We start from the raw sequence: 21,644 nt of genomic DNA, 5'->3' as shown, positions 1-21,644 counted from the left end.
GAGGACGCGGTCGGGGGCCGGTCAGGCGGCCTTGTCGCGCCCTTCCTCGACCGCGTGGCAGGCCGCCCATGTGGGCCCGTAAAGCCGAAGTTCGGGCCGTTCGGTGCGGCAGCGCGCATTGGCCAGCGGGCAGCGCGGGTTGAACACGCACCCGGAAGGCGGGTCGAGCGGGGATGGGATTTCCCCCTCCACCGGCTTGCGCGGCTTGCCCGTCATCCCCAAATCGGGCACCGCGTCGAGCAGCATCCGCGTGTAGGGGTGCTGGCGATCGACGAACAGCGACTTGGCGTCGGCGATTTCGGCCATGCGCCCCAGATAGAGCACGCCGATCCGGTCTGCCATGTGCCGGACGACCGACAGGTCGTGGGAGATGAAGAGATAGGTCAGCCCCAGCTTGTCCTGGAGGTCCTTCATCAGGTTCAGGATCTGGGCCTGCACCGAAACATCGAGTGCCGAGGTGGGCTCGTCGCAGACGATAAAGTCCGGATTGGCCGCGAGCGCCCGGGCGATCGCGATGCGCTGGCGCTGGCCGCCTGAGAACTGGTGGGGGAATTTCGCCCCGTCCTCGGGGGAAAGGCCCACAAGCGAGAGCAGCTCGCCCACCTTCTCGCGCCGTTGCTTTCCGGTCTCGGTCTTAAACACCCGGAGCGGCTCGGCGACGATGTCGGCCACGTGCCAGCGCGGGTTGAGGCTGGCAAACGGATCCTGGAAGATCATCTGGAAGCGCCGGCGCAGCTTGCGCGCCTCGGCGCCCTCGAGCCCGGCCGAAAGCGATTTGCCCTCGAAAAACACATCGCCCGAGCTGGGCTTGAGCAGCCCCACGATCAGCCGGGCGATGGTCGATTTGCCCGAACCCGATTCCCCCACGATCGCGAAGGTCTCGCCCTTGTTGATCGAGAACGAGACGTCGTTGACCGCCTTGAGCAAGACCTTGTCCTGGCCCTCGAGCTTGCGGTTGAGCCAGGGCCGGGAGACGTCAAAAGAGACCGAAAGGTTTTTCACCTCCAGAAGGGGCGTGCTCACGAAAGCGCCTCCTCTTTGTCATAGAGCCAGCAGGCAACCCGCCGTTCGTCATGGGGAAGGGGATCGGGCCGCTCGATATAGCAGCGATCGAAGGCATAGGAGCAGCGTGGATTGAACGGGCACCCTTGCGGGATGGCGGTCAGCCGCGGCATGGAACCCGGAATCTGGGTGAGCCGCTCGGCATCGCTCAGAAGGGACGGGATCGAGCCCATCAGCCCCTTTGTATAGGGGTGGGCGGCGTCCGAGATGACCTTGCGCACCGGGCCGATCTCGGCGAGCCGGCCAGCGTACATCACCGCAACCCGGTCGGCGATCTCCGCGATCACCCCCATGTCGTGGGTGATCAGCATGATCGCGGCACCCTTTTCCGCGCAGAGCTTTTTCATCACGTCGATGATCTGGGCCTGGACCGACACGTCGAGCGCGGTGGTGGGCTCGTCGGCGATCACGAGGTCGGGGTCCGCGCACAGCGCCAGGGCTATCACCACGCGCTGGCGCATGCCGCCCGAGAACTGGTGCGGATAGTCGTCGATCCGGCGCGAGGCGTCGGGAATGCCCACATCGTCGAGCAACCCGATGGCCCGCTTGCGCGCATCGGCCGCAGAGAGCGGCAGATGGGTGCGAATTGTCTCCACGAGCTGTTCGGCCACGGTATAGAGCGGATTGAGCGAGGTCAGCGGATCCTGGAAGATCATGCCGATCTTGCGCCCGCGCACCCGCCGCATCTTTTCGGCCGGGAGCGTGTCGATCCGCTCACCATGGAGAAACACCTGGCCCGAGGAGATCCGGCCTGGCGGTTCGATCAGCCCGATGATCGCCGAGCCGGTCATGGACTTGCCCGCCCCCGACTCGCCCACCACGCCGAGCACTTCGCCGGCCTTGATGGAAAACGAGACGTCGTCGACGGCGGTCAGGATGCCGCGGCGGGTGGGAAATTGTACGGTCATCCCCTCGACCGAGAGAACAGGAGTGCTCATTTGCGCAACCTCGGATTGAGCGCGTCGCGCAGCCAGTCGCCCAGAAGGTTCACCGACAGCGCCAGCAGCACGAGCGTGAGCGCGGGGAAAAACAGAATCCACCATTCGCCCGAGAACAGGAATTGCTGGCCGATGCGGATCAGGGTCCCCAGCGAGGGCTGGGTGGGCGGCACCCCGACCCCGAGGAACGACAGCGTCGCTTCCTCGATGATCGCCAGCGCCAGCCCGATCGTGGCGATCACGAGCACGGGGCCCGTGACATTGGGCAGGATGTGGCGAACGAGGATGAAAAGGGGATGCACCCCCATGATGCGGGCGGCGGCGACATAGTCCTTCTGGCGCTCGACCATGGTCGCCCCGCGCACCGTGCGCGCGAACTGCGCCCAGTTCGAGAGCCCGATGGCCAGGATCAGGACGTAAAGGGCGGTGCTTTCCTGCTGGCTGGGCGGAATGAGCCCGCGCGCCACCCCGAAGATCAGGAGCGCGATGAGAATGGCGGGAAAGGTGAGCTGGATGTCGCAGATGCGCATGATGATCGCGTCGGTGAACCCGCCGCGATAGCCCGCGATCAGGCCCAGGCTAACCCCCAGCGTCATGGCAAACAGCGTGGCCGAAAGCCCCACGAGAAGCGAGACGCGTGATCCGTAAAGAATGGTCGAGAAGACGTCGCGACCCTGATGGTCGGCGCCCAGCAGGAAGTAGTTGCCCGCAAACGAGGTTTCCATCGGCGCGGTATAGCCGTCCATCAGGTTCAGCGTCCGCGGATCGAACGGGTTATAGGGCGCGATCCAGGGCGCGAACACCGCGGCAAGAATGAGAATGAGCGCGATACTCGCGGCCACCACCGCGACCGGGGAGGTCCGGAAGGAATAGAAGATGTCGGAATCGATGATCCGGGAAAACAGCCCCATGGGGCGGCGGCCCGGCGGTGCCGAAGCGCTCATGGTCAATGCCCTCCGCGTGCGCCGCCGACCCGGAGCCGGGGGTCGACGAGATAGTAAAGGATGTCCACGATCAGGTTGATCACGACGAACACGAGCGCAATGAACATCAGATAGGCGGCCATGACCGGCACGTCGACCACCGCGACCGAGTTGATGAACAGCGATCCCACGCCGGGCCACTGGAACACGGTCTCGGTGATGATCGCAAACGCGATGACCGAGCCCAGTTGCAGGCCGGTGATCGTGATGACCGGCACCAGCGTGTTCTTGAGCGCATGGCCGAAATTGACGGCCCGGTCGGTCAGACCGCGGGCGCGGGCGAATTTGATGTAATCGGCCCGCAAAACTTCGAGCATCTCGGCGCGCACCAGCCGCATGATCAGCGTCATCTGGAACAGCGAGAGCGTGATCGCGGGCAGGATGATCGAGCGCAGGCCCGATTCGCTCAGAAGGCCCGTGTTCCACCAGCCCAGATCCACCACGTCCCCGCGCCCGAACGAGGGCAGCCATTGCAGCTCGACCGCAAAGATGTAGATGAGCGCAATGCCGATCAGGAAGGTGGGCAGGGAAACCCCCACGAGCGAAAAGGCCATCACCCCGCCAGAGACGGGACTTTGCGGCTTGAGCGCGGTAAAGACCCCCAGGATGATCCCGAGCGTCAGGGCAATCGTCGCCGAGGCGAAGGCCAGCTCGATGGTGGCCGGCAGGCGCGAGAGGATGAGTTCGGAGACCGGCTGCTGAAGCCGGTAGGAAATGCCGAACTGTCCCTGCAGGGCGTTACCCACGAACCGGAAGAACTGCTCGACGATGGGATCGTTGAGCCCGAGCCGCTCGCGCAGCTGTTCCTGATCGGCGATCGAGGCCTCCTGGCTGACCAGAGAGGCCACGGGATCGCCGACATAGCGGAACATCGTGAACGAGATCAGCGCCACAACCAGCATCACAAGGACCGATTGCGCGAGGCGCTTTAGGATGAAGGCCAACATGAACGTCTGGTCTCCGCTTCGTTTCTGGGGACGTCGGTCGGCGGACGGGGGCCCGACGTGATCCCCTTGCGGCCGCTCTCAGGCCCGAACGTTCTCAGGGCCGGCCGGCCCACTCCGGGTGCCTTCCAGGGTGCCGGGGTGGTATCCGGCCGATCCGCCAGGCCACCCTTAAGCGAACGCCGCGCCACGACTTATGGACAAAGCCGTGGCGCGGCGCGCAATGAGGTGTGCTGGCTTACTCGTAGGTGACGTCGACCATCGAGGGCTGGTTTTCCGGATGCACGGCCAGGGTCATGTCATCGCGCATGGCGTAGGCCAGTTCCTGAACGTGAACGGTAAGGAAGACGCGATCTTCCTGGACCTGCTCCCAGATGTCGGCGATGACCTGATCGCGAGCCTCGAGATCGGTCATGGTGCCGAGCGACTGGATCATCTCATCGACCTCGGGGTTCGAATACAGACCGATATTGTAGGTCCCGTAATCGTCGGTCTTTGTGTGGACCAGATCGTTGAAGATGTAGGCCGAGTCAAAGGTCGGCACGCCCCAGCCCAGAAGATAGAAATCGGTCTGGTTGTTGAGGATCAGCGGGGAGTGCTGGGCGACCGGGCGCGACGCGAGCGTCACGTCGATGCCGATCTGGCCGAGCATGCCCACGACCGCCTGGGAAATGGCCTCGTCGTTGACGTAGCGGTCATTGGGCGTGTCGAGCGTCACGGTGAAGCCGTCGCCATAGCCAGCCTCTTCCATCAGCGCGCGGGCGGCGTCGAGGTCGACCGCAGGGCACGCATCGAGCTCTTCGGTCCAGCCGTTCACGAACGGGGGCATGTTCACGCAGGTCGGAATCGACTGCCCGCGCATCACCACCTGGCGGATCGCCTCGCGGTCGATGGCCAGCTCCATGGCCTCACGCACCAGCGGATTGGCGAAGGGGTTCTCGTCGGTGACGTCCGAGGAGGTCAGCGGCTCGTCATCCATGCGGTAGCCGAAATAGATGGTGCGGTTTTCCGGGCCGGTCTCGACCTTGACCCCGTCGGTGCCGCTCAGGCGATCGATGTCCTGGACGGGAACGTCCTGGACCAGATCCACCTCGCCCGAGAGCAGGGCCGCCACGCGCGTGGCGTTGTCGGCGATCGGGGTGTAGACGATCTCGGTCACGTCCGAAGCCTCGCCCCACCAGTCTTGGTAAGCGGTGAGGACCGAACGCACGTCCGGATCGCGCTCGGTGAGCACATAGGGGCCGGTGCCGTTGGTGTTGCGCACCGCGAAATTCTCTTCACCGGCGCCGAAATCCTGGACCGACTGCAGGTCGTTTTCTTCCGACCAGCCCATGTCCATGATGAAGGTGTTGGTGACGTTGTTGGGATAGAGCGGGGAGGGACCCGCCATCTGGAATTCGACCGTGTAGTCGTCCACCGCGGTCACGCTTTCCACATCGGCGTGGAGCTGACGCATGTTGGAGTTTTCACTCTTGGCGCGCTCGATCGAGAACACTACGTCCTCGGCCGTGAACTCTTCGCCGCCGTGGAAGGTCACCCCTTCGCGCAGCTCGAAGACCCAGACCGTGTCGTCGCCTTCCTTGACGTACCAGTCGGTCGCCAGGCGCTCACGCAGATTGCCCTCGAGATCGCGGTCCAGCAGCGTCTCGTAGATGTGGTGGTTGAAAGTGTGGGTGACGCCCTGGTTCTGGGAATGTGGGTCCAGAGTGAGCGCGTCGGACGTGCGGGCCCAGCGCAGCGTTTCGGCCTGCGCGGCCGAGACGAGCACCGAGGAGGCCAGCAGCGTGGCTGCGATGGCGGTAAAGGTTTTTCGCATGGTGGTGTTTCCCCTTGGAACGGTCCGCGTGCGGCCCGGGAAGGGCCCGGCTACGCGGAAGAAATCCAGGAGGGCGCGCCCTCCGGTGACCAGTCGTCTCGAAGCGCCGATGGGCATCGGACGGGTTCGATCGGCTCGGGTCAGACGGATGGGCGCACCCTCTCGAACGATGTGCAGGGAATATCGTTTTGCATGATGATTCCTCCCCGCGACTTGGGGCCACAACGTTTGCCGACGTTGTGCGCCGAAGCCGCAACAAAGCGTCTTTTCCCGCCTCGCGCAATGGGTATGGCCGGGACGTTTGCGTCAACCAGGCTGACCTAACTTGACCATTTGGTCAAAAATTATAGATATTTCAGAGCCTAAATGCCGTAACCTGCGGTACATCAACGGCAAATCCGCATCAAAATTTTTTAGATGGAGGGTGTGGCGAGCGGTTTGGCCGCGCCCCGCGCCTCCACTCTCCCGCATGGCTGGGGTGCAAAGGGCCCGCCGGAGTTGAAGCCCGGGCCGGACACGATTATGACAGGAAGCCCGATCACGCCGAAGGACAGCCATGATTTCGCAAAAGGCACGCTATGCGCTGCGCGCGCTCGTTGCCCTGACCCGGGCCGGACCGGGGGCCTCGCTGATGATCTCCGAGATCGCGGTCGGCCAGCACATTCCCAAGAAGTTCCTCGAGCAGATCCTGCTCGAACTCAAGCGCAACGGCATTGTAATGTCCAAGCGCGGCAAGGCGGGAGGGTATCTCCTGCTCAAGGATCCCGCCTCCACCAGTTTCGGGGAGGTGCTGCGAATCATCGACGGCCCGATCGCGCCGCTCCCCTGCCTTTCCAAGATCGCCTATCGCAGTTGCGTCGACTGCAAGAGCGAGGCCGATTGCGAAATCCGGCACGTTTTTGCCAAGGTCACCGAAGCCACCCGCGCCGTGCTCGACAGCACCACGCTCGCCGACGCGGTCGGTGAAATCGACGTGCTCGAAAAGGTCGGCTAGGGCCACTAGGGCCACAAGGACTTAAGCCACCTTTTCGCCCCGCCGCCAGACGCTCGCGATCTCGAGCCCGTCGGTGAGGTGAACAAAGGACGCATCGCTCCCCGCTCGCAGCCGTCCCAGCGTCTCGTCGCGCCCGATCGCCATGGCCGGATAGAGCGAGGCCATGCGCAGGGCCTCGTCGAGCTCGAGCCCGATGACCCGGTGGGTCCAGCGCACCGCGTCGATCATGGTCAGATCGGCGCCCGCCAGCGTGCCATCGCCCAGACGCAGCGCGCCCTCCGACCGCATCACTTCGCGTCCGTTGAGCTCAAAGCCAGCGAGGTCAGTGCCGATCGGAGGCATGGAATCTGTGACGAGGAAAATCCGCCCCGGCCCGCGCTTGGCCCGCAGGGCGATGGCGACGGTCTCCGGCGCCACATGGATGCCGTCGGCGATAAGCCCGGCCCAGATCCCGGTCTCGAGCACCGCGCCGACGAGCCCGGGCTCGCGATTGCCCATCTGGCTCATGGCGTTGAACAGATGCGTGGCCATGCCCGCCCCCGCTTCGATCGCCGCGCGCGCGGCCGCGCAGCTGGCATCGCTGTGCCCCAGGCTCACGATCACCCCGGCCTTGGCGAGCGCTCCGATCTGCGCCCGCGTGGCCGCCTCGGGCGCCAGCGTGACCAGTACGGTGGGGATAGCCCCGCGGGCCGCGATGATCAGGTCACGGTCGGCATCCTTCATAGCCCGGATCAGCGCCGGGCTGTGCGCACCCTTGCGCGCGAGAGAAAGGTGCGGACCCTCCAGATGCACCCCGGCGAACCCGGCCACGCCCGAACGCGCGGCCGCCCGCGCCGCGTCCAGCGCAGCCCGCGTCACCTCGGGGCGGTCGGTGATAGCCGTGGGCAGAAGGGCCGTGGTGCCGAACGGGGCATGGGCCGCAGAGATCGCCGCGATCGCCTCGACGTCCGGGTTCTGGTTGAACAGCACCCCGCCACCGCCATTGACCTGCAGATCCACAAATCCCGGGGCGATCAGCCCCCCCTCGAAAGCGATCCGCTCGAGCCCCGCGGGCAGGTCCGCGGGGTCGGCCAGCGCGAGGACGCGCCCCTCGCCGATCACCAGGGCCCGGCCTTCATGCCGGCGCTCCCCGTCAAGGATGGTGGCGCCCAAAAGGGCGAAGTTTCGGGTCATCTCGGGCTCACGGCTGGCCAATGGAACCGGGCAGAACCGGGTGCCCGGAGTCTATCCCATGTCCCGGCCGCCTTCCAGACGCGGCCCGATGCCCGATCCGGCCCGAAGGGCCGCCCGGGTGGCTTGGGGGCCCTTGCGTTTTTTTTCCGGTCAGGGCAGGGTCGCACCCCGGCGTCCTGCCGGGCCGAGCCTATTGCAGGCGCGGCATGCAAAAGACATTTCGCCAGAGGTCAGGAACAGCGATGAAGGTCACGCTTGAGCGCAACCATCTTCTCAAGTCGCTCGGTCACGTTCACAGGATCGTGGAGCGCCGCAACACCTATCCGATCCTGGCCAACGTGCTCATGAGCGCCACGCCGGACGGGCTGGACATGCGCGCGACCGATCTCGATATCGAGGTCACCGAAACCGTGCCCGCCATGACCGGCACGCCGGGCACCACCACGGTCCCGGCCCACACGCTATACGAGATCGTGCGCAAGCTTTCGGACGGCGCCGAGGTCCTGCTCGAGACCGATGGCAACGACCAGATGCAGATTTCCTCGGGGCGCTCGCGCTTTCATCTCCAGTGCCTCAACCCCGACGGATTCCCCGATCTCAAATCGGGCACCTTCACCCACAGCTTTTCCATTCCGCCCCAGACCCTCAAGGATCTGATCGAGCGTACCCAGTTCGCGATCTCCAACGAGGAAACCCGCTACTATCTCAACGGCATCTTCATGCACACCATCGACGGTGGCGACGGCATTGCCATGCGTGCGGTGGCGACCGACGGCCACCGGCTGGCGCGCGTCGAGACCGAGGCCCCCTCTGGATCCTCGGGCATGCCCGGCATCATCGTCCCGCGCAAGACCGTCACCGAGGTGCTCAAGCTGCTCGACGGCGTGGAGGGCGAAGTCGGGGTCGAGCTCTCGGACACCAAGATCAGGTTCACCCTTGGCGGCGTCGTTCTGCTCTCCAAGCTCATCGAGGGCAGCTTCCCCGACTACGAGCGCGTCACCCCGCGCAACAATGAAAAGCGGCTGCTGGTGGATCGCGACAGTCTCTCGCGTGCGGTCGATCGCGTCTCCACCATCGCGTCCGAACGCGGGGGCAAGGCGGTCAAGCTCTCGCTGTCCTCGGGCCAGCTCGAGCTGTCGGTCACCAATCCCGACCACGGCACCGCCAATGAGGAACTGGCCGTCGAGTTCTCCGAGGATGCCTTCGAGATCGGTTTCAATGCGCGCTATCTGCTCGAGATCATCTCCCAGATCCGCACCGAATCCGTGGAGTTCCGCTTCAACGATGCCGGCTCGCCGACGCTCGTCAAGGAGGATGGGGAAACCCAGGCGCTCTTCGTGCTGATGCCCATGCGCGTCTAGGCACGGGCGGGCGCTTCGCCCGTCGCCTGTTCTCCCCGCGGCCATGCCAGACCGGTTCATCTCCCGCCTGCGGCTGACCAGTTTCCGCAATTACGCGAGCGCCGCGCTCGACCTCGATGCGCGCCACGTCGTGCTGACCGGCGAGAACGGCTCGGGCAAGACCAATCTGATCGAGGCGGTGTCCCTGCTCTCGCCGGGACGCGGTCTGCGCCGGGCCCCGTTCGAGACCCTGGCGCTGGCCGGCAGCGACGGGCTCTGGGCCGTGGCCTCGAGCATCGAGACGCCCTATGGCGCGGTCGATGTGGGCACGGGGGCCGCCCCCGATGCCGCCGCGCGGCGCGTGCGCATCAACGGCGCAAACGCCCGTTCGGTCGAAGCCATGAGCGAGCATCTGCGCCTGCTCTGGCTCACCCCGGCCATGGACGGGTTGTTCTCGGGTCCATCAGGAGACCGCAGGCGCTTTCTCGACCGGCTGGTCACCACGCTCATCCCGGGCCATGGCGCGGCCGTGTCCGATTTCGAGCGCGCCATGCGCCAGCGCAACCGGCTCCTTGACGACGACGGCGATCCCGCCTGGCTCTCGGCCATCGAGGCCCAGATGGCCGAAACCGCATCCGCCATCCATTTCGCGCGCACCGATTCGCTGGGGCGCTTGCGGGCGCTCATGGCCTCCTCGGTCGCCGATACGGGCTTTCCCGAGGCCGGCATCGATCTCGTGCCCATGCTCGAGGAGCCGATCCCGACGACTGCAAGCGGGCTCGAGGAAGACTTGCGGGCGCGCTGGCGCAGCGCGAGGGGGCTGGACAGGGCCGCGGGCCGCACCACCATGGGCCCCCACAGGGTCGATCTCGAGATCGCGCATATGGGCAAGGCCATGCCCGCGGCGCTGTGCTCGACCGGCGAGCAGAAGGCCCTGCTGATCGGGCTGATCCTCGTTCATGCGCGCCTCGTGCGCGACATGACCGGCATGGCGCCGATCCTTCTTCTCGACGAGGTAGCGGCGCATCTGGACCCGCGCCGCCGCGCCGCGCTGTTCGATACCCTCGACAGGCTCGACACCCAGTGCTTCATGACGGGCACCGATCAGATGCTGTTTGCCGATCTTGGCGAGCGGGCACAGGCCTTTAGCGTGGCTGCGGGCACGGTTTTAGCCCGGCGCTGAGCCACAAAGGGTCCCATGCGGGCAAAAACCCGCCATCACGCTTGGGGTCGGCGCCCGGATCGGATAGAACTGTGCCCAGATCCAACAAGGTGATTCACTGTTCATGAGCGATTTGCCCCTCGACCCGGCCCAGCCCGAATATGGCGCGGACTCCATCAAGGTCCTCAAGGGACTCGATGCGGTCCGAAAGCGCCCGGGCATGTATATCGGCGACACCGATGACGGAACGGGCCTGCACCACATGGTCTACGAGGTGGTGGACAACGCCATCGACGAGGCGCTGGCCGGCCATGCTGACCTCGTCACCGTAACGCTCAACGCTGACGGATCGGTGACGGTCACCGACAACGGGCGCGGCATCCCCACCGACATCCACAAGGGCGAGGGCATTTCCGCCGCCGAGGTCATCATGACCCAGCTCCATGCGGGCGGAAAGTTCGACCAGAACTCCTACAAGGTCTCGGGCGGTCTGCACGGGGTCGGCGTTTCAGTGGTCAACGCGCTTTCGGTGTGGCTCAAGCTCAGGATCAGGCGGGCAGGCAAGGTCCACGAGGTCAGCTTTACCCACGGGGTCGTCGATTCTCCGCTCAAGGCCGTGGGCGATTACGAAGGGCGCTCGGGCACCGAGCTGACCTTCATGCCGTCCACCGAAACCTTCACCATGATCGACTTCGACTACAAGACGCTCGAGCACCGGCTGCGCGAGCTGGCCTTCCTCAATTCGGGCGTGCACATCACTCTGCGTGACAACCGCCACCCCGAACCGGTCGAAACCGACCTTTACTATGAAGGCGGGCTCGAGGCCTTCGTCAAATATCTCGACAAGAACAAGTCCGGCCTGCTCGACAAGCCCATCTCGATCACCGCCGAACGCGACGGGATCACCGTCGATGTGGCGCTGTGGTGGAACGACAGCTACCACGAGAACGTGCTGTGCTTCACCAATACCATCCCCCAACGCGATGGCGGCACCCATCTGGCCGGGCTGCGCGGCGCGCTGACCCGACAGGTCACCGGCTATGCCGAACAGAGCGGGATTTCCAAGCGCGAGAAGGTTTCGCTCACCGGCGACGACACCCGCGAGGGGCTGACCTGCGTGCTCTCGGTCAAGGTGCCCGATCCCAAGTTCTCGTCCCAGACCAAGGACAAGCTCGTCTCCTCGGAGGTGCGTCCCGTGGTCGAGAGCGTGATCAACGACAAGCTCAACCAGTGGTTCGAGGAGCATCCCGCCGACGCCAAGGCCATCGTCTCCAAGGTCGCCGAGGCTGCCGCCGCCCGCGAAGCGGCCCGCAAGGCGCGCGAATTGACCCGCCGCAAGTCCGCGCTCGAAATTTCCTCGCTGCCCGGCAAGCTCGCCGATTGCCAGGAACGCGATCCTGCAAAGGCCGAAATCTTCATCGTCGAGGGTGATTCGGCCGGCGGTTCAGCAAAACAGGGCCGCGATCGCGCCACCCAGGCGGTGCTGCCGCTGCGCGGCAAGATTCTCAACGTCGAGCGCGCGCGGTTCGACCGCATGATCTCTTCCGACCAGGTCGGCACGCTGATCACGGCCCTGGGCACGGGCATCGGGCGCGAGGAGTTCAATCCCGACAAGCTGCGCTACCACAAGATCATCATCATGACCGACGCGGACGTGGACGGCGCCCATATCCGCACCCTGCTTCTGACGTTCTTTTACCGCCAGACGCCCGAGCTCATCGAGCGCGGGCACCTCTATATCGCCCAGCCCCCGCTCTACAAGGTCACCCGAGGCCGCTCCGAACAATACCTCAAGGACGAGCGGGCTAGGGAGGATTACCTGCTTTCAGGCGGTGTGGACGATGCTGTGCTCGCCACCCGCGCCGGGTCCACCCACGCGGGCACCGATCTTCTGGGCATCCTCGAGCAGGCCCGCGATCTCACCCATCTGCTCGAGGCGCAGAACACCAAGTACAGCCGCCAGATGATCGAGCAGGCTGCCGTCGTCGGCGCCCTTGATCCTGCCGCAATGGAAGACGAAGCCCGCGCGCTGGGCCTTGCCGAGCGCGTCGCCAACCGGCTCAACCGCATGTCTGACGAAACCGAGCGGACCTGGGAAGGCCGGCTCGATGGAGATGGCGGCTATGTCTTCTCGCGCGTCGTCCGGGGCGTGGCCGAAACCCACACCCTTGATGCCGCGTTGCTGGGGTCCGCAGATGCGCGCAAGCTGCGTTCGCTGGCCGGAAAGCTCGACGAGATCTATGGCGGGGTGCCGGTTCTCACCCGCAAGGAATCGCGCCACGAGATCTACGGCCCGCGCTCGCTGTTCGCGATCACCATGGCCGCCGGCCAGAAGGGCGTCTCGATGCAGCGCTACAAGGGGCTGGGCGAAATGAACGCCGAGCAGCTCTGGGAGACCACCATGGATCCCAACGGGCGCACGCTGCTCCAGGTCCAGATCGGCCAGAGCGACGATGCGGACGACACCTTTTCCCAGCTCATGGGCGATCTGGTCGAACCGCGGCGCGAATTCATCCAGGACAACGCCCTGGCGGTCTCCAACCTCGATATCTAGAGTGCTTCCAGGAAAAGTGGAAACACTTTTCCGGTTCGGAAACGCGACATATCAAAGACTTGGAGCTCCTGTTCTGACTCACTCAGAACAGGATTTGGTCTGGCTGCGTGCGGCGCGAACCCGGGGCGTGCGCTCAGAAGGGCACGGGGCTTTCGATGTCCATGGCCTCGCCCGTCAGCGGATGGGCAAAGCCCAGATGCGCGGCGTGGAGCTGCAGCCGATCGGCGGCGCGTAGCGCCGCGCCGGTGGCGTAGAACTCGTCCCCCAGAATAGGGTGACCGAGCACCCGCATGTGCACCCGGAGCTGATGGGTGCGCCCGGTGATCGGCACCAGCCTCACCCGCGTCGCCCCGTCCTCCCGGCCCACCACCTCCCAGCGGCTCTGTGCGGTGCGGCCCCGCTCATGGTCCACCCGCTGGCGCGGCTTGTTCTCCCAGTCGGTGGCGAGCGGCAGGTCGACGAGCCCGTCCTCGCCTTCGATCTCGCCCCAGACCCGGGCGAAATAGGTCTTGCGGGTCTGGCGCTTCTCGAACTGCATCCCCAGCCGCCCATGGGCGAACCGCGTTTTGGCCATCACGATCAGCCCGGACGTGTCCTTGTCGAGCCGGTGCACGGTCCCCGCCCCCGGATAGGCCGCGAGAACCCGGGTCTGGAGGCTGTCGGCCAGCCTCGGATCCTTGCCCGGAACGCTTAAGAGCCCCGAGGGCTTGTCGAAAACGATCAGCACCTCGTCCTCGAAGACGATGTCGAGCCAGGGCTCGGTCGGGGGCGCATAGACGAACTGCTCGGGCATGGGCCCCAGCTCGGGGAGGGAGGGCATCTCTGTCATGGGCGTGTGGCATATCAGCAATGGTTGGACGCACAAAGCGGCTTGAAGCGCGCCACGCGCCGTTTCGCCGCGATTGCGCCCCGATTTGGCCACAACTGTCCCGAACATGGGCGATCAATGCCTCTGGTCCGTTGGGCCGGGCATCCATCCGAAACAGGCGGAGTTGCCCGCGATGACGGCAAGTCGACTTCTGGCGCTGTGCGCCGCGATCCTGATGGGTCTGATGATCCAGCCCGCACGATCCGACGACCGCGCCCAGGTCGATGTCCTCATCCAGTATTACGCCGACTATTACGACCTTCCGGTCGAACTCGTGCGCCGCGTGGTCAAGCGCGAAAGCACCTTCAACCCGGCCGCCCGCAACGGGCCCTATTGGGGCCTGATGCAGATCCGGCACGACACCGCTCAATCCATGGGCTATCGCGGGTCTGCCGAGGGCCTGCTGGACGCCGAGACAAACCTCATCTACGCGGTCAAATACCTGCGCGGCGCCTATCTGGTCGCGCGAGGCAATCAGGACGCCGCGGTCCGCAATTACGCTGCGGGCTATTACTACAAGGCGCGCGATATGGGCCTTCTGGAGGAAACCGGTCTGCGGCCCGGGCCCAAATCCCCCGTCGCCCCGACCCCGCCTGCCCTGCGCACCGCGCAAACGCCCCAGCCTGCACCCCAGAAACTGCCCCAGCTCGCATCCGTCGCGCCCGCGGCCGTGGGCCTGCCCCAGGGCATGGTTCCGCCCGAGCGTCCGCGCCACCTGCTGAGCCCCGCCGCCGCAGTGGCCGAGGCCACGACCGCCGTCCAGGCCGTCGCTGCCGTCGCGCCCGCACCGGTGGCAGGTGACACAGCCAATGGCCTGAGGCCCTCGGTCACTTCGAGCTCGGCCTATTTCGAGACGGTCTCGGAGGCGGCCAAACGCATCGAAACAGACTTCATCGAGGCCACCTTCTCGATGTTTGAAAAGTTCTCCAGCCCCTTCCAGTCCGCGGGCCAGTAGCCTGTCGGGTGTGGCCTTCCTGCAACCCCGATCCTGGATCGTGTTGCCTGTAGGGTGTCTCGTTAACGCCACTGTGCTAGATTGGGTTTGAGACAAAGGCGTTCATTTCGCGTGCCGTCCGCTGCTGCGGGGCCGGCTGGGATCATGATGCAGGTGGTGACGGGGGCGCACAACGGCATCGGAACGCAACGGAATTGGGTTTGTAGGACTGCGTACCAGCCGTGAAGCGATTTTCTCCCCTCCTTCTGGCCTCGAGCCTTTCGATCCTCGTCCTCTGTGCCCCGCAGGCGCACGCCTTCGAACTGTTCGGCATCCAGTTCTTTGGCGGAGACGCCCAAGAGGACGATATCGTGATCGCCGACCCGCGCAGTTACGCGCTGGACTTCTCGGCCGAGGCGCCCGAGGAGATCGAGACCGTCCTGCAATCGGCCTCGACCCTCTGGCAGGATCGCGAGGAGCCCGCCTCGGGGGTCCCCGGGCTGCTCTCCAAGGCCAGGGGCGATTATCGCCGCCTTACCGCCGCGCTTTACAATGAAGGCTATTACGGCGGGTCGGTCTCCATCCTCGTCGAAGGCCGGGAGGCGAGCACCCTGCCGCCCGATGTTTCGCTCCCCGATCCCGCGCGCATCGCGGTGCGCGTCTCCACAGGCCCCCGGTTCACCTTCTCCACCACCCGGATCGAGAACAGCGCACCCATCGCCGCCGCTGACGCCGACCAAGTCGAAACGCTCGCCGAGGCCGGGTTCGCCCAGGGCCAGCCCGCCCGCGCCGGCACCATCGCCCGCGCCGAGCAGCTATCGATCGAGGCATGGCGCCGCCAGAGCTACCCCAAGGCGGAGATCGCCGCGCGCGAGGTCGTCGCCGACCACCCGACCAACACCCTCGAGGTCGTGGCGGTGGTCGATCCGGGCCGCTATGCCAGTTTCGGGCCGGTCAGCGTGCGCGGCGCCGAGCGCATGGATCCCGATTTCATCATCCGCCAGACCGGGCTCATCCCGGGCACGCCCTATCATCCCGAGGATGTCGACCAGGCCCGCACGCGTCTCTCGCGCCTCGACGTTTTTTCCACTTTGCGCCTCGAGGCAGCTGCCGAAATCACGCCTGAGGGCACCCTGCCCTATGAGGTCGTGGTTCAGGAGCGGCCCCTGCGCCGCTTCGGCGTCGGCGCCACGGTTTCGAGCGTCGATGGGCTGGGCGTCGAGGGCTTCTGGCTGCACCGCAATCTCTTTGGCCAGGCCGAACGGCTCCGGCTCGACGCGCGCATCGCGGGCATCGGCTATCCGGTGGAGACTGCGGAGTTCGATTATTTCTTCGGCGGCACCTTCACCAAGCCGGGCATCTTCACCCCCGACACCGATCTCGTCGCCTCCGCCTCCGCGCAATACGAGGTGCTCCCGCTCTATACCGAAGCCGCGCTCCAAGGCCGGATCGGGCTCCAGCACCTGTTTTTCGGCGCGATCAACGGCGAGGGCGGGGCCGCGTTCCGCCAGTCCTATGTCGAGGACCAGACCTTCGGGGCGCGCACCTTCACCACAGCCGGTCTCTATGGCGAGGCGACCTACGACACCCGCGATTCCGAGCTCGATCCCACCGAGGGTATCTACCTCTCGGGCACGCTCGATCCGGTCTATGAATTCTCCTACGGTAACCCGATCGTCCGGGCCACGGTCGAGGGCCGCACCTATTTCGGCTTCGGGGAGGACAATGACTACGTCCTTGCCGCCCGGGTGCGCGCCGGGGCTTTGGCAGGCCCCGATCTTTCCGAGATCCCTCCCAGCATGCTGTTTTTCGCCGGCGGGGGCGGCTCGGTGCGCGGCTACGGGTTCCGCTCCATCGGGGTGGAGGACCAGGACGGCAATTTGACCGGCGGGCGCTACCTGCTCGAGGCGTCCCTCGAGGCGCGGGCCCGGATCACCGAGGACATCGGCGTGGTCGGGTTCGTCGATGGCGGCTATGTGGCTGCCGACACCTTCCCCGGGCTCGAGGATCTGCGCCTGGGCGCCGGGGTGGGCTTGCGCTACCACACCGGGCTCGGGCCCTTGCGGCTCGACGCGGCCATCCCGCTCAACAAGCGCGAGGGCGACCCCGACTACGCCCTCTACGTCGGCATAGGACAATCGTTTTGAGACGGCTTGCGGCACTTCTTCTCGGGCTGGCCATCTTCCTGCCTGCCGCGTTCTCGCTTCTTCCCGCCACCGCGCAGGAAGAAGGCGAAAGCCTCATGGACACCCTCGCGCGCGCCGTCGAACTCGATGAAGCCACCCAACGCAGCCGGCTGGTCCAGTTCGTGGAAGACCAGATCTCCACCCCCGACCGCCAGATCCGGCTGACCGGCATCGACGGTGCGCTCTCGTCCAATGCCTCGATCGCCCAGATCACCATTTCCGACACCCAGGGGATCTGGCTGATTATCGAGAACGCCGCGATCGAGTGGAATCAGGGGGCCCTTCTGCTTGGCCGGCTCGAGATCGATTCGCTCTCGGCCGACCAGATCAGCTATGTGCGCAACCCGGTCTCCACCCAGGAGGCCACGGGCGGCCCGAGCCTGGAGGCAACCGGCTTTTCGGTGCCGGACCTGCCTGTCGCGGTAATCCTCGAGGAACTTTCGGTCCCTTCGGTCGTCTTTGGCGATCAGGTCTTCGGGCTGGGCTCGGAAATTTCCCTGGCCGGATCGATGGTGCTCGACGATGGCAATCTCGACGCCGATCTCGACATCACCCGTGTCGATGGCCCCGGTGGGAGCCTCGCGCTCGACGTCACCTTTTCCAACGAAACCCGGGAAATCGATCTCGACCTCGCGCTCGTCGAGCCCGAGGACGGCATCATCGCCAATGTGCTCAACATCGAAGGGCGCCCCGAGATCGAACTGGGGATCGCGGGAGCCGGTGCGCTGGACGATCTCGATATCGACCTCACGCTTGATGCGGCGGGCCAGCGCGTCCTCTCCGGGCGCGGGACCCTCGATGAGATGGCCGAGGGCCTTGCCATCACCGCCGATCTGGGTGGCCCGCTCGCCGATATCCTGCCTGCCGCCTATGGCGAGTTCTTCGGGGAGCGCACCGAACTGACCCTCGATCTGCTCGTGCCCGGCGAGGGCGGCCTCGTGCTCAATTCCCTCGCGCTGTCGGGCGGTCAGCTTTCGCTGCTCGCCGAGGGCCGCACCGGGCAAGACGGGTTCCTCCAGCGCCTCGTGGCGCGCGGCGAGATTTCCTCGGCCGATGGCAGCCCGGTAACCCTGCCCGTGCCCGGCGCGTCCACCCGGATTTCCCGCGCGCGGTTCGACGTCGATTTCGGCGCCGAAGGGTCGGAGGAATGGCAGGGGGCCCTGCAGATGATCGATTTCACGACCCCCGAATTTTCTGCCGCCAGCCTCTCGATGTCGGCCTCCGGCGTTGCCGCCGGGCTCGACGACCCCGATGCCCGGCGCGTGACCTTCAACGGCCAGGGCGCGCTCGAGGGCATCGAGACCGCATCGGAGGAAATCGCCGAGGCACTGGGCGCCTCGATCGGCATCGGCTTTGCCGGGCTCTGGCAAGCGGGCGACCCCATAACCCTGGCCCAGTTGCGCGTCATGGGCCAGGCGCTCGAATTCGAAATGGCCGGCGAGATCGCCCAAGCCGTGTTCGATGGCGATATTGCCTTGACCAGTTCCTCGCTTGCCCCCTTTTCCGGCCTTGCCGGGCGCGAGCTTTCAGGCGCCATCCGGCTCGATGCCAATGGCACGCTGGCGCTCCTGTCTGGCGGGTTCGATCTTGCGCTCGACGGGGTCGCGACCGATCTTGCGCTGGACAATCCGATCGCCGACCGGCTGCTGACCGAGCCGGTGGCCGTTCTGGGCCGCGTCGCGCGGACCGAGGCGGGGATCGAGGCCGAGGGCTTTGCCTTGGGCAATGACCAGTTGGCAATCACCGCCGATGGCCTCCTGGGGTCCCAAACCTCAGATTTCGCCTTCGAGGTGTCCCTGTCAGATCTCGCACTGATATCGGAGAACGCCAGTGGCGCGCTCACCGCCATGGGCACGGCCCAGGGGACCGAGGGCACCATCGATCTGGCGTTCGACGCACGCGTGCCGCAGGGCCGACTTGCCGGGCGGACGCTTTCTGATGCCCGTCTTGGCTTTGACGGCGTGTCCGACGCCGAGGGACTGCGCGGCGATGTTTCGGGCGAAGGCATGCTCGACGGGTTCCTCGTGGATCTCGCCGCCAGCATCGAGCGCACCGAGGAGATCACGCGCATTGCCGATCTGGAGTTCAGCGCCCCGGGGACCGATCTTTCCGGACACCTCACGATTCGCGCCGACGGGCTCATGGATGGCCGGCTGATGCTCGATGGCCGCGATATCGAAGCGGCCGCCGCGCTCGCGGCGCTTGAGGCTCGGGGATCGGTCACCGCCGACATCAGCCTTGAGAGCCGAGCCGAGACCCAGAGCGCTGAAATCTCCGCCTCGGTTTCCGGACTCGTCCTTGACGACACCTCGATCTCGAGCGCCACGATCCAGGCCCGGATAGCCGATCTCTTCGGGGTGCCCGCCGTCGATGGGCAGGTGCGCGGACAGGGGATCGCGGTGGGCGGGCTCGATATCGCATCGCTCGCCCTCCAGGCGTCCTCGAGCGACGAGACCACCGATTTCGCCGGCGAGGCGGCCCTTGCCAACGGCACCGACCTTGGGCTCGCCGGCACGCTCTCTCCGGTCGAGGCGGGTTATTCGGTCGCGCTCGATCGGCTCGACCTCCAGCAGGGCCAGCTCTCGGCCCGGCTGGCCAACCCCACCACGCTCACCGTCGCCAACGATCAGGTGGCGTTCTCCGGGCTCGATTTCGCGGTGGGTTCGGGCCGGATCACGGCCACCGGCACCGCCGGCCAGTCGCTCGACATCGCGCTGACCGTCTCGGCGCTGCCGCTCTCGATCGCCAACACCGTGGCCCCCGATCTGGGGCTGGCCGGCACGCTCGAGGGCACAGCCCGGATCACCGGCGCAGCAGACGATCCGCAGGCCAGTTTCACGGTCGAGGGCAGCGGGCTCGATGCTGCGGTGATCGACGATCTGGGCATCGCCCCCTTCTCGTTTTCCGCCCGGGGCGGGTTCGCAGACGGCGCGATCACCCTTGCCTCGGCCAGTGCCACCGGCGCGCAAGGTCTGGGCGTCACGGCGCAGGGGTCGATCCCGCTCGAGGGCACCGGGCTCGATCTCGCGGTCGGGGGCACGATCCCCCTCACCCTCGCCAACCGCTTCCTTCTCGATCAGGGGGCCCAGCTTTCCGGCTCGGCCAATCTCGACGCCCGGGTCACCGGCGCGCTCGACGATCCTCAATTTTCGGGCACCGTAAGCGTAGCCGGCGCCACCTATGTCGACCCCACCCTGGGGTTGCGGCTCGTGGACATCACCGGCAATGCTTCTCTTTCGGCACGGCAGGTCACGATCAACAGCCTCACTGCCCGGCTCGCGGCGGGCGGCTCGATCTCGGTCAGCGGCACTGTGGGGCTCGACGCCCCCGCCTTCACCTCCAACATTCAGGTGGCGCTCAACGATGCGCGCTATGCCGACGGCAATCTCCTGGTGGCCACGCTGGGCGGCAATATCGCGCTCAACGGCCCTCTGGGCGCCGGTGGCACGATATCGGGCAATATCGCCATTGCGCGCGCCGACATCACGGTACCCGAGGGCTTTGGCGGCCCGGGCGAGGTGATCGACGTCATCCACCGCAACCCGGCGCCCGAGGTCTCGGCCACCCTTGAGCGCGCCCGGATCGACGAGCGCCCAGAGCCGGACGCACCGGGCGTCGGGTCGGGGCTCGGTCTCGATCTCACCATCAGTGCACCCAACCAGGTCTTCATCCGCGGCCGCGGACTCGATGCCGAGGTCGGCGGTTCGGTCACCCTCACCGGCACCACCGACGCCATCATTCCCGTGGGCGGGCTCGAGCTCATCCGGGGCCGGCTGAGCATTCTGGGCCAGCGCATCGACTTCCAGTCCGGCTCGGTGACGCTGGTGGGCGACCTCGACCCCTTCATCGACTTCACGGCCACCACGGCCAGCGCCGACGTCACGGTGATCGTGCAGGTCACCGGACGGGCGTCCGAACCCGAGATCTCGTTCGATTCCAACCCCTCGCTGCCCGAGGACGAGGTTCTGGCCCAGCTCATCTTCAACCGGCCGGTCGCCGAACTCTCGCCCCTCCAGCTTGCCCAGCTCGCCGCCGCGGCAATCGAACTGGCCGGAGGCGCCGAGAGTGGGTCGATTCTGGGCGGGCTGCGCGATGCGGTGGGGCTGGACGATCTCGACATCGTCACCGGTGCTGACGGGCAGGCCACGGTCCGCGCGGGTCGGTACATCGACGATAACATATATCTAGGAGTCGAGGCGGGCGCCGAGGGTCAGTCCCGGGTCACGATCGACCTCGAGCTCACCGAAGAGTTGCGCGCACGCGGTGCCGCTGGCGCCGACGGGGATTCCTCGCTCGGGATCTTCTACGAACAGGACTACTGAGCGCCCGATCGCACGCCGATCAGCGTCGCTTGCCACCATATCGTCGCGGCCGCGGCCTGTAGGGGCGCGGCGGTTCTGCAGCAGCTCGAGCCAATTCCGCCTTGATCTCGCCGCGTTTGGAACCATTGCGCGGTCTCGGACTTTACCAGCCATCGATCACAATGATTTCAACCGCCCTCGCGCCGCATTCTGCGGGCGGGGAAAAGAGGGTTTTGCCATGTTTGCGGGTTTGTTGCTCTGGCTTGTCGGGATCCCCATCCCGCTGATCATCCTGCTTCTGATTTTCGTCCTCTAGAGCGGGCGGTTGTCCGGCTGACATCACACAAGGAGATTATTCAAATGAATTCCATCATCTACATCGTCGGTCT

The 21,644-nt window shown here is 66.0% G+C and carries 14 protein-coding genes; 7 read left to right on the top strand and 7 right to left on the bottom strand.

The genetic code is table 11. From position 1 onward, the window contains the following. Positions 1–21: 21 nt before the first annotated feature. The 5 genes from EO136_RS14775 to EO136_RS14755 all read right to left on the bottom strand — a co-directional run bounded on the left by EO136_RS14775 (position 22) and on the right by EO136_RS14755 (position 5,743). Positions 22–1,023 carry an ABC transporter ATP-binding protein gene (locus EO136_RS14775; RefSeq protein WP_127145152.1) on the bottom strand — a complete coding sequence of 334 codons (1,002 nt, stop codon included), beginning with the start codon at positions 1,021–1,023 and terminating at the stop codon, positions 22–24. Further along, positions 1,020–2,000, bottom strand: a complete 981-nt coding sequence (locus EO136_RS14770; RefSeq protein ID WP_127145151.1) for an ABC transporter ATP-binding protein — start codon at positions 1,998–2,000, stop codon at positions 1,020–1,022. Before EO136_RS14770 ends, EO136_RS14775 begins: the two co-directional genes overlap by 4 nt. Next, positions 1,997–2,944, bottom strand: coding sequence for an ABC transporter permease (locus EO136_RS14765; RefSeq protein WP_127145150.1), 948 nt, complete (start codon positions 2,942–2,944; stop codon positions 1,997–1,999). Before EO136_RS14765 ends, EO136_RS14770 begins: the two co-directional genes overlap by 4 nt. Before the next feature lie 2 nt (positions 2,945–2,946). Then, the gene (locus tag EO136_RS14760; RefSeq protein WP_127145149.1) at positions 2,947–3,930 is read right to left on the bottom strand and encodes an ABC transporter permease; all 984 of its coding nucleotides are present in this window, start codon (positions 3,928–3,930) and stop codon (positions 2,947–2,949) included. A 235-nt stretch (positions 3,931–4,165) separates the two neighbouring features. Next, positions 4,166–5,743 carry an ABC transporter substrate-binding protein gene (locus EO136_RS14755; RefSeq protein WP_127145148.1) on the bottom strand — a complete coding sequence of 526 codons (1,578 nt, stop codon included), beginning with the start codon at positions 5,741–5,743 and terminating at the stop codon, positions 4,166–4,168. Positions 5,744–6,299: 556 nt separating this feature from the next. Between EO136_RS14755 and EO136_RS14750 the strand changes: the two genes are divergently transcribed. Beyond that, positions 6,300–6,737: an RrF2 family transcriptional regulator gene (locus EO136_RS14750; RefSeq protein WP_127145147.1), complete on the top strand. Its 438-nt coding sequence runs from the start codon at positions 6,300–6,302 to the stop codon at positions 6,735–6,737. Between the two features lie 21 nt (positions 6,738–6,758). Here the strand turns inward: EO136_RS14750 and nagA are convergent, their stop codons facing one another. After that, positions 6,759–7,910 (bottom strand): N-acetylglucosamine-6-phosphate deacetylase, encoded by a 1,152-nt coding sequence (nagA, locus tag EO136_RS14745; RefSeq protein WP_127145146.1) that lies wholly within the window; start codon positions 7,908–7,910, stop codon positions 6,759–6,761. 242 nt (positions 7,911–8,152) lie between these two features. Between nagA and dnaN the strand changes: the two genes are divergently transcribed. The 3 genes from dnaN to gyrB all read left to right on the top strand — a co-directional run bounded on the left by dnaN (position 8,153) and on the right by gyrB (position 12,966). Then, on the top strand, positions 8,153–9,271 hold the full coding sequence (gene dnaN, locus EO136_RS14740) for a DNA polymerase III subunit beta (RefSeq protein ID WP_127145145.1): 1,119 nt from the start codon (positions 8,153–8,155) through the stop codon (positions 9,269–9,271). A gap of 43 nt (positions 9,272–9,314) precedes the next feature. Beyond that, positions 9,315–10,433, top strand: a complete 1,119-nt coding sequence (gene recF, locus EO136_RS14735; protein WP_127145144.1) for a DNA replication/repair protein RecF — start codon at positions 9,315–9,317, stop codon at positions 10,431–10,433. Positions 10,434–10,536: 103 nt separating this feature from the next. Then, positions 10,537–12,966, top strand: coding sequence for a DNA topoisomerase (ATP-hydrolyzing) subunit B (gyrB, locus tag EO136_RS14730; protein ID WP_127145143.1), 2,430 nt, complete (start codon positions 10,537–10,539; stop codon positions 12,964–12,966). Positions 12,967–13,099: 133 nt separating this feature from the next. On the opposite strand, the gene EO136_RS14725 is transcribed toward gyrB, so the two are convergent. Beyond that, positions 13,100–13,795: an RluA family pseudouridine synthase gene (locus tag EO136_RS14725; RefSeq protein WP_246018394.1), complete on the bottom strand. Its 696-nt coding sequence runs from the start codon at positions 13,793–13,795 to the stop codon at positions 13,100–13,102. A 172-nt stretch (positions 13,796–13,967) separates the two neighbouring features. Here EO136_RS14725 and EO136_RS19140 point away from each other — a divergent pair, with 172 nt between their 5' ends. The 3 genes from EO136_RS19140 to EO136_RS14710 all read left to right on the top strand — a co-directional run bounded on the left by EO136_RS19140 (position 13,968) and on the right by EO136_RS14710 (position 21,276). Then, positions 13,968–14,789, top strand: coding sequence for a transglycosylase SLT domain-containing protein (locus tag EO136_RS19140; RefSeq protein ID WP_425466627.1), 822 nt, complete (start codon positions 13,968–13,970; stop codon positions 14,787–14,789). Positions 14,790–15,010: 221 nt separating this feature from the next. Then, positions 15,011–16,915, top strand: a complete 1,905-nt coding sequence (locus EO136_RS14715) for an autotransporter assembly complex protein TamA (RefSeq protein ID WP_425466626.1) — start codon at positions 15,011–15,013, stop codon at positions 16,913–16,915. Beyond that, on the top strand, positions 16,912–21,276 hold the full coding sequence (locus tag EO136_RS14710; RefSeq protein ID WP_127145141.1) for a translocation/assembly module TamB domain-containing protein: 4,365 nt from the start codon (positions 16,912–16,914) through the stop codon (positions 21,274–21,276). Before EO136_RS14715 ends, EO136_RS14710 begins: the two co-directional genes overlap by 4 nt. The last annotated feature ends 368 nt before the right edge of the window (positions 21,277–21,644 follow it).

Source organism: Pelagibacterium montanilacus, assembly GCF_003992665.1.
Classification (GTDB): Bacteria; Pseudomonadota; Alphaproteobacteria; order Rhizobiales; family Devosiaceae; genus Pelagibacterium; species Pelagibacterium montanilacus.
The sequence above is the reverse complement of the archived record's forward strand: the minus strand, read 5'-3'. Positions and strand labels throughout refer to the sequence as shown.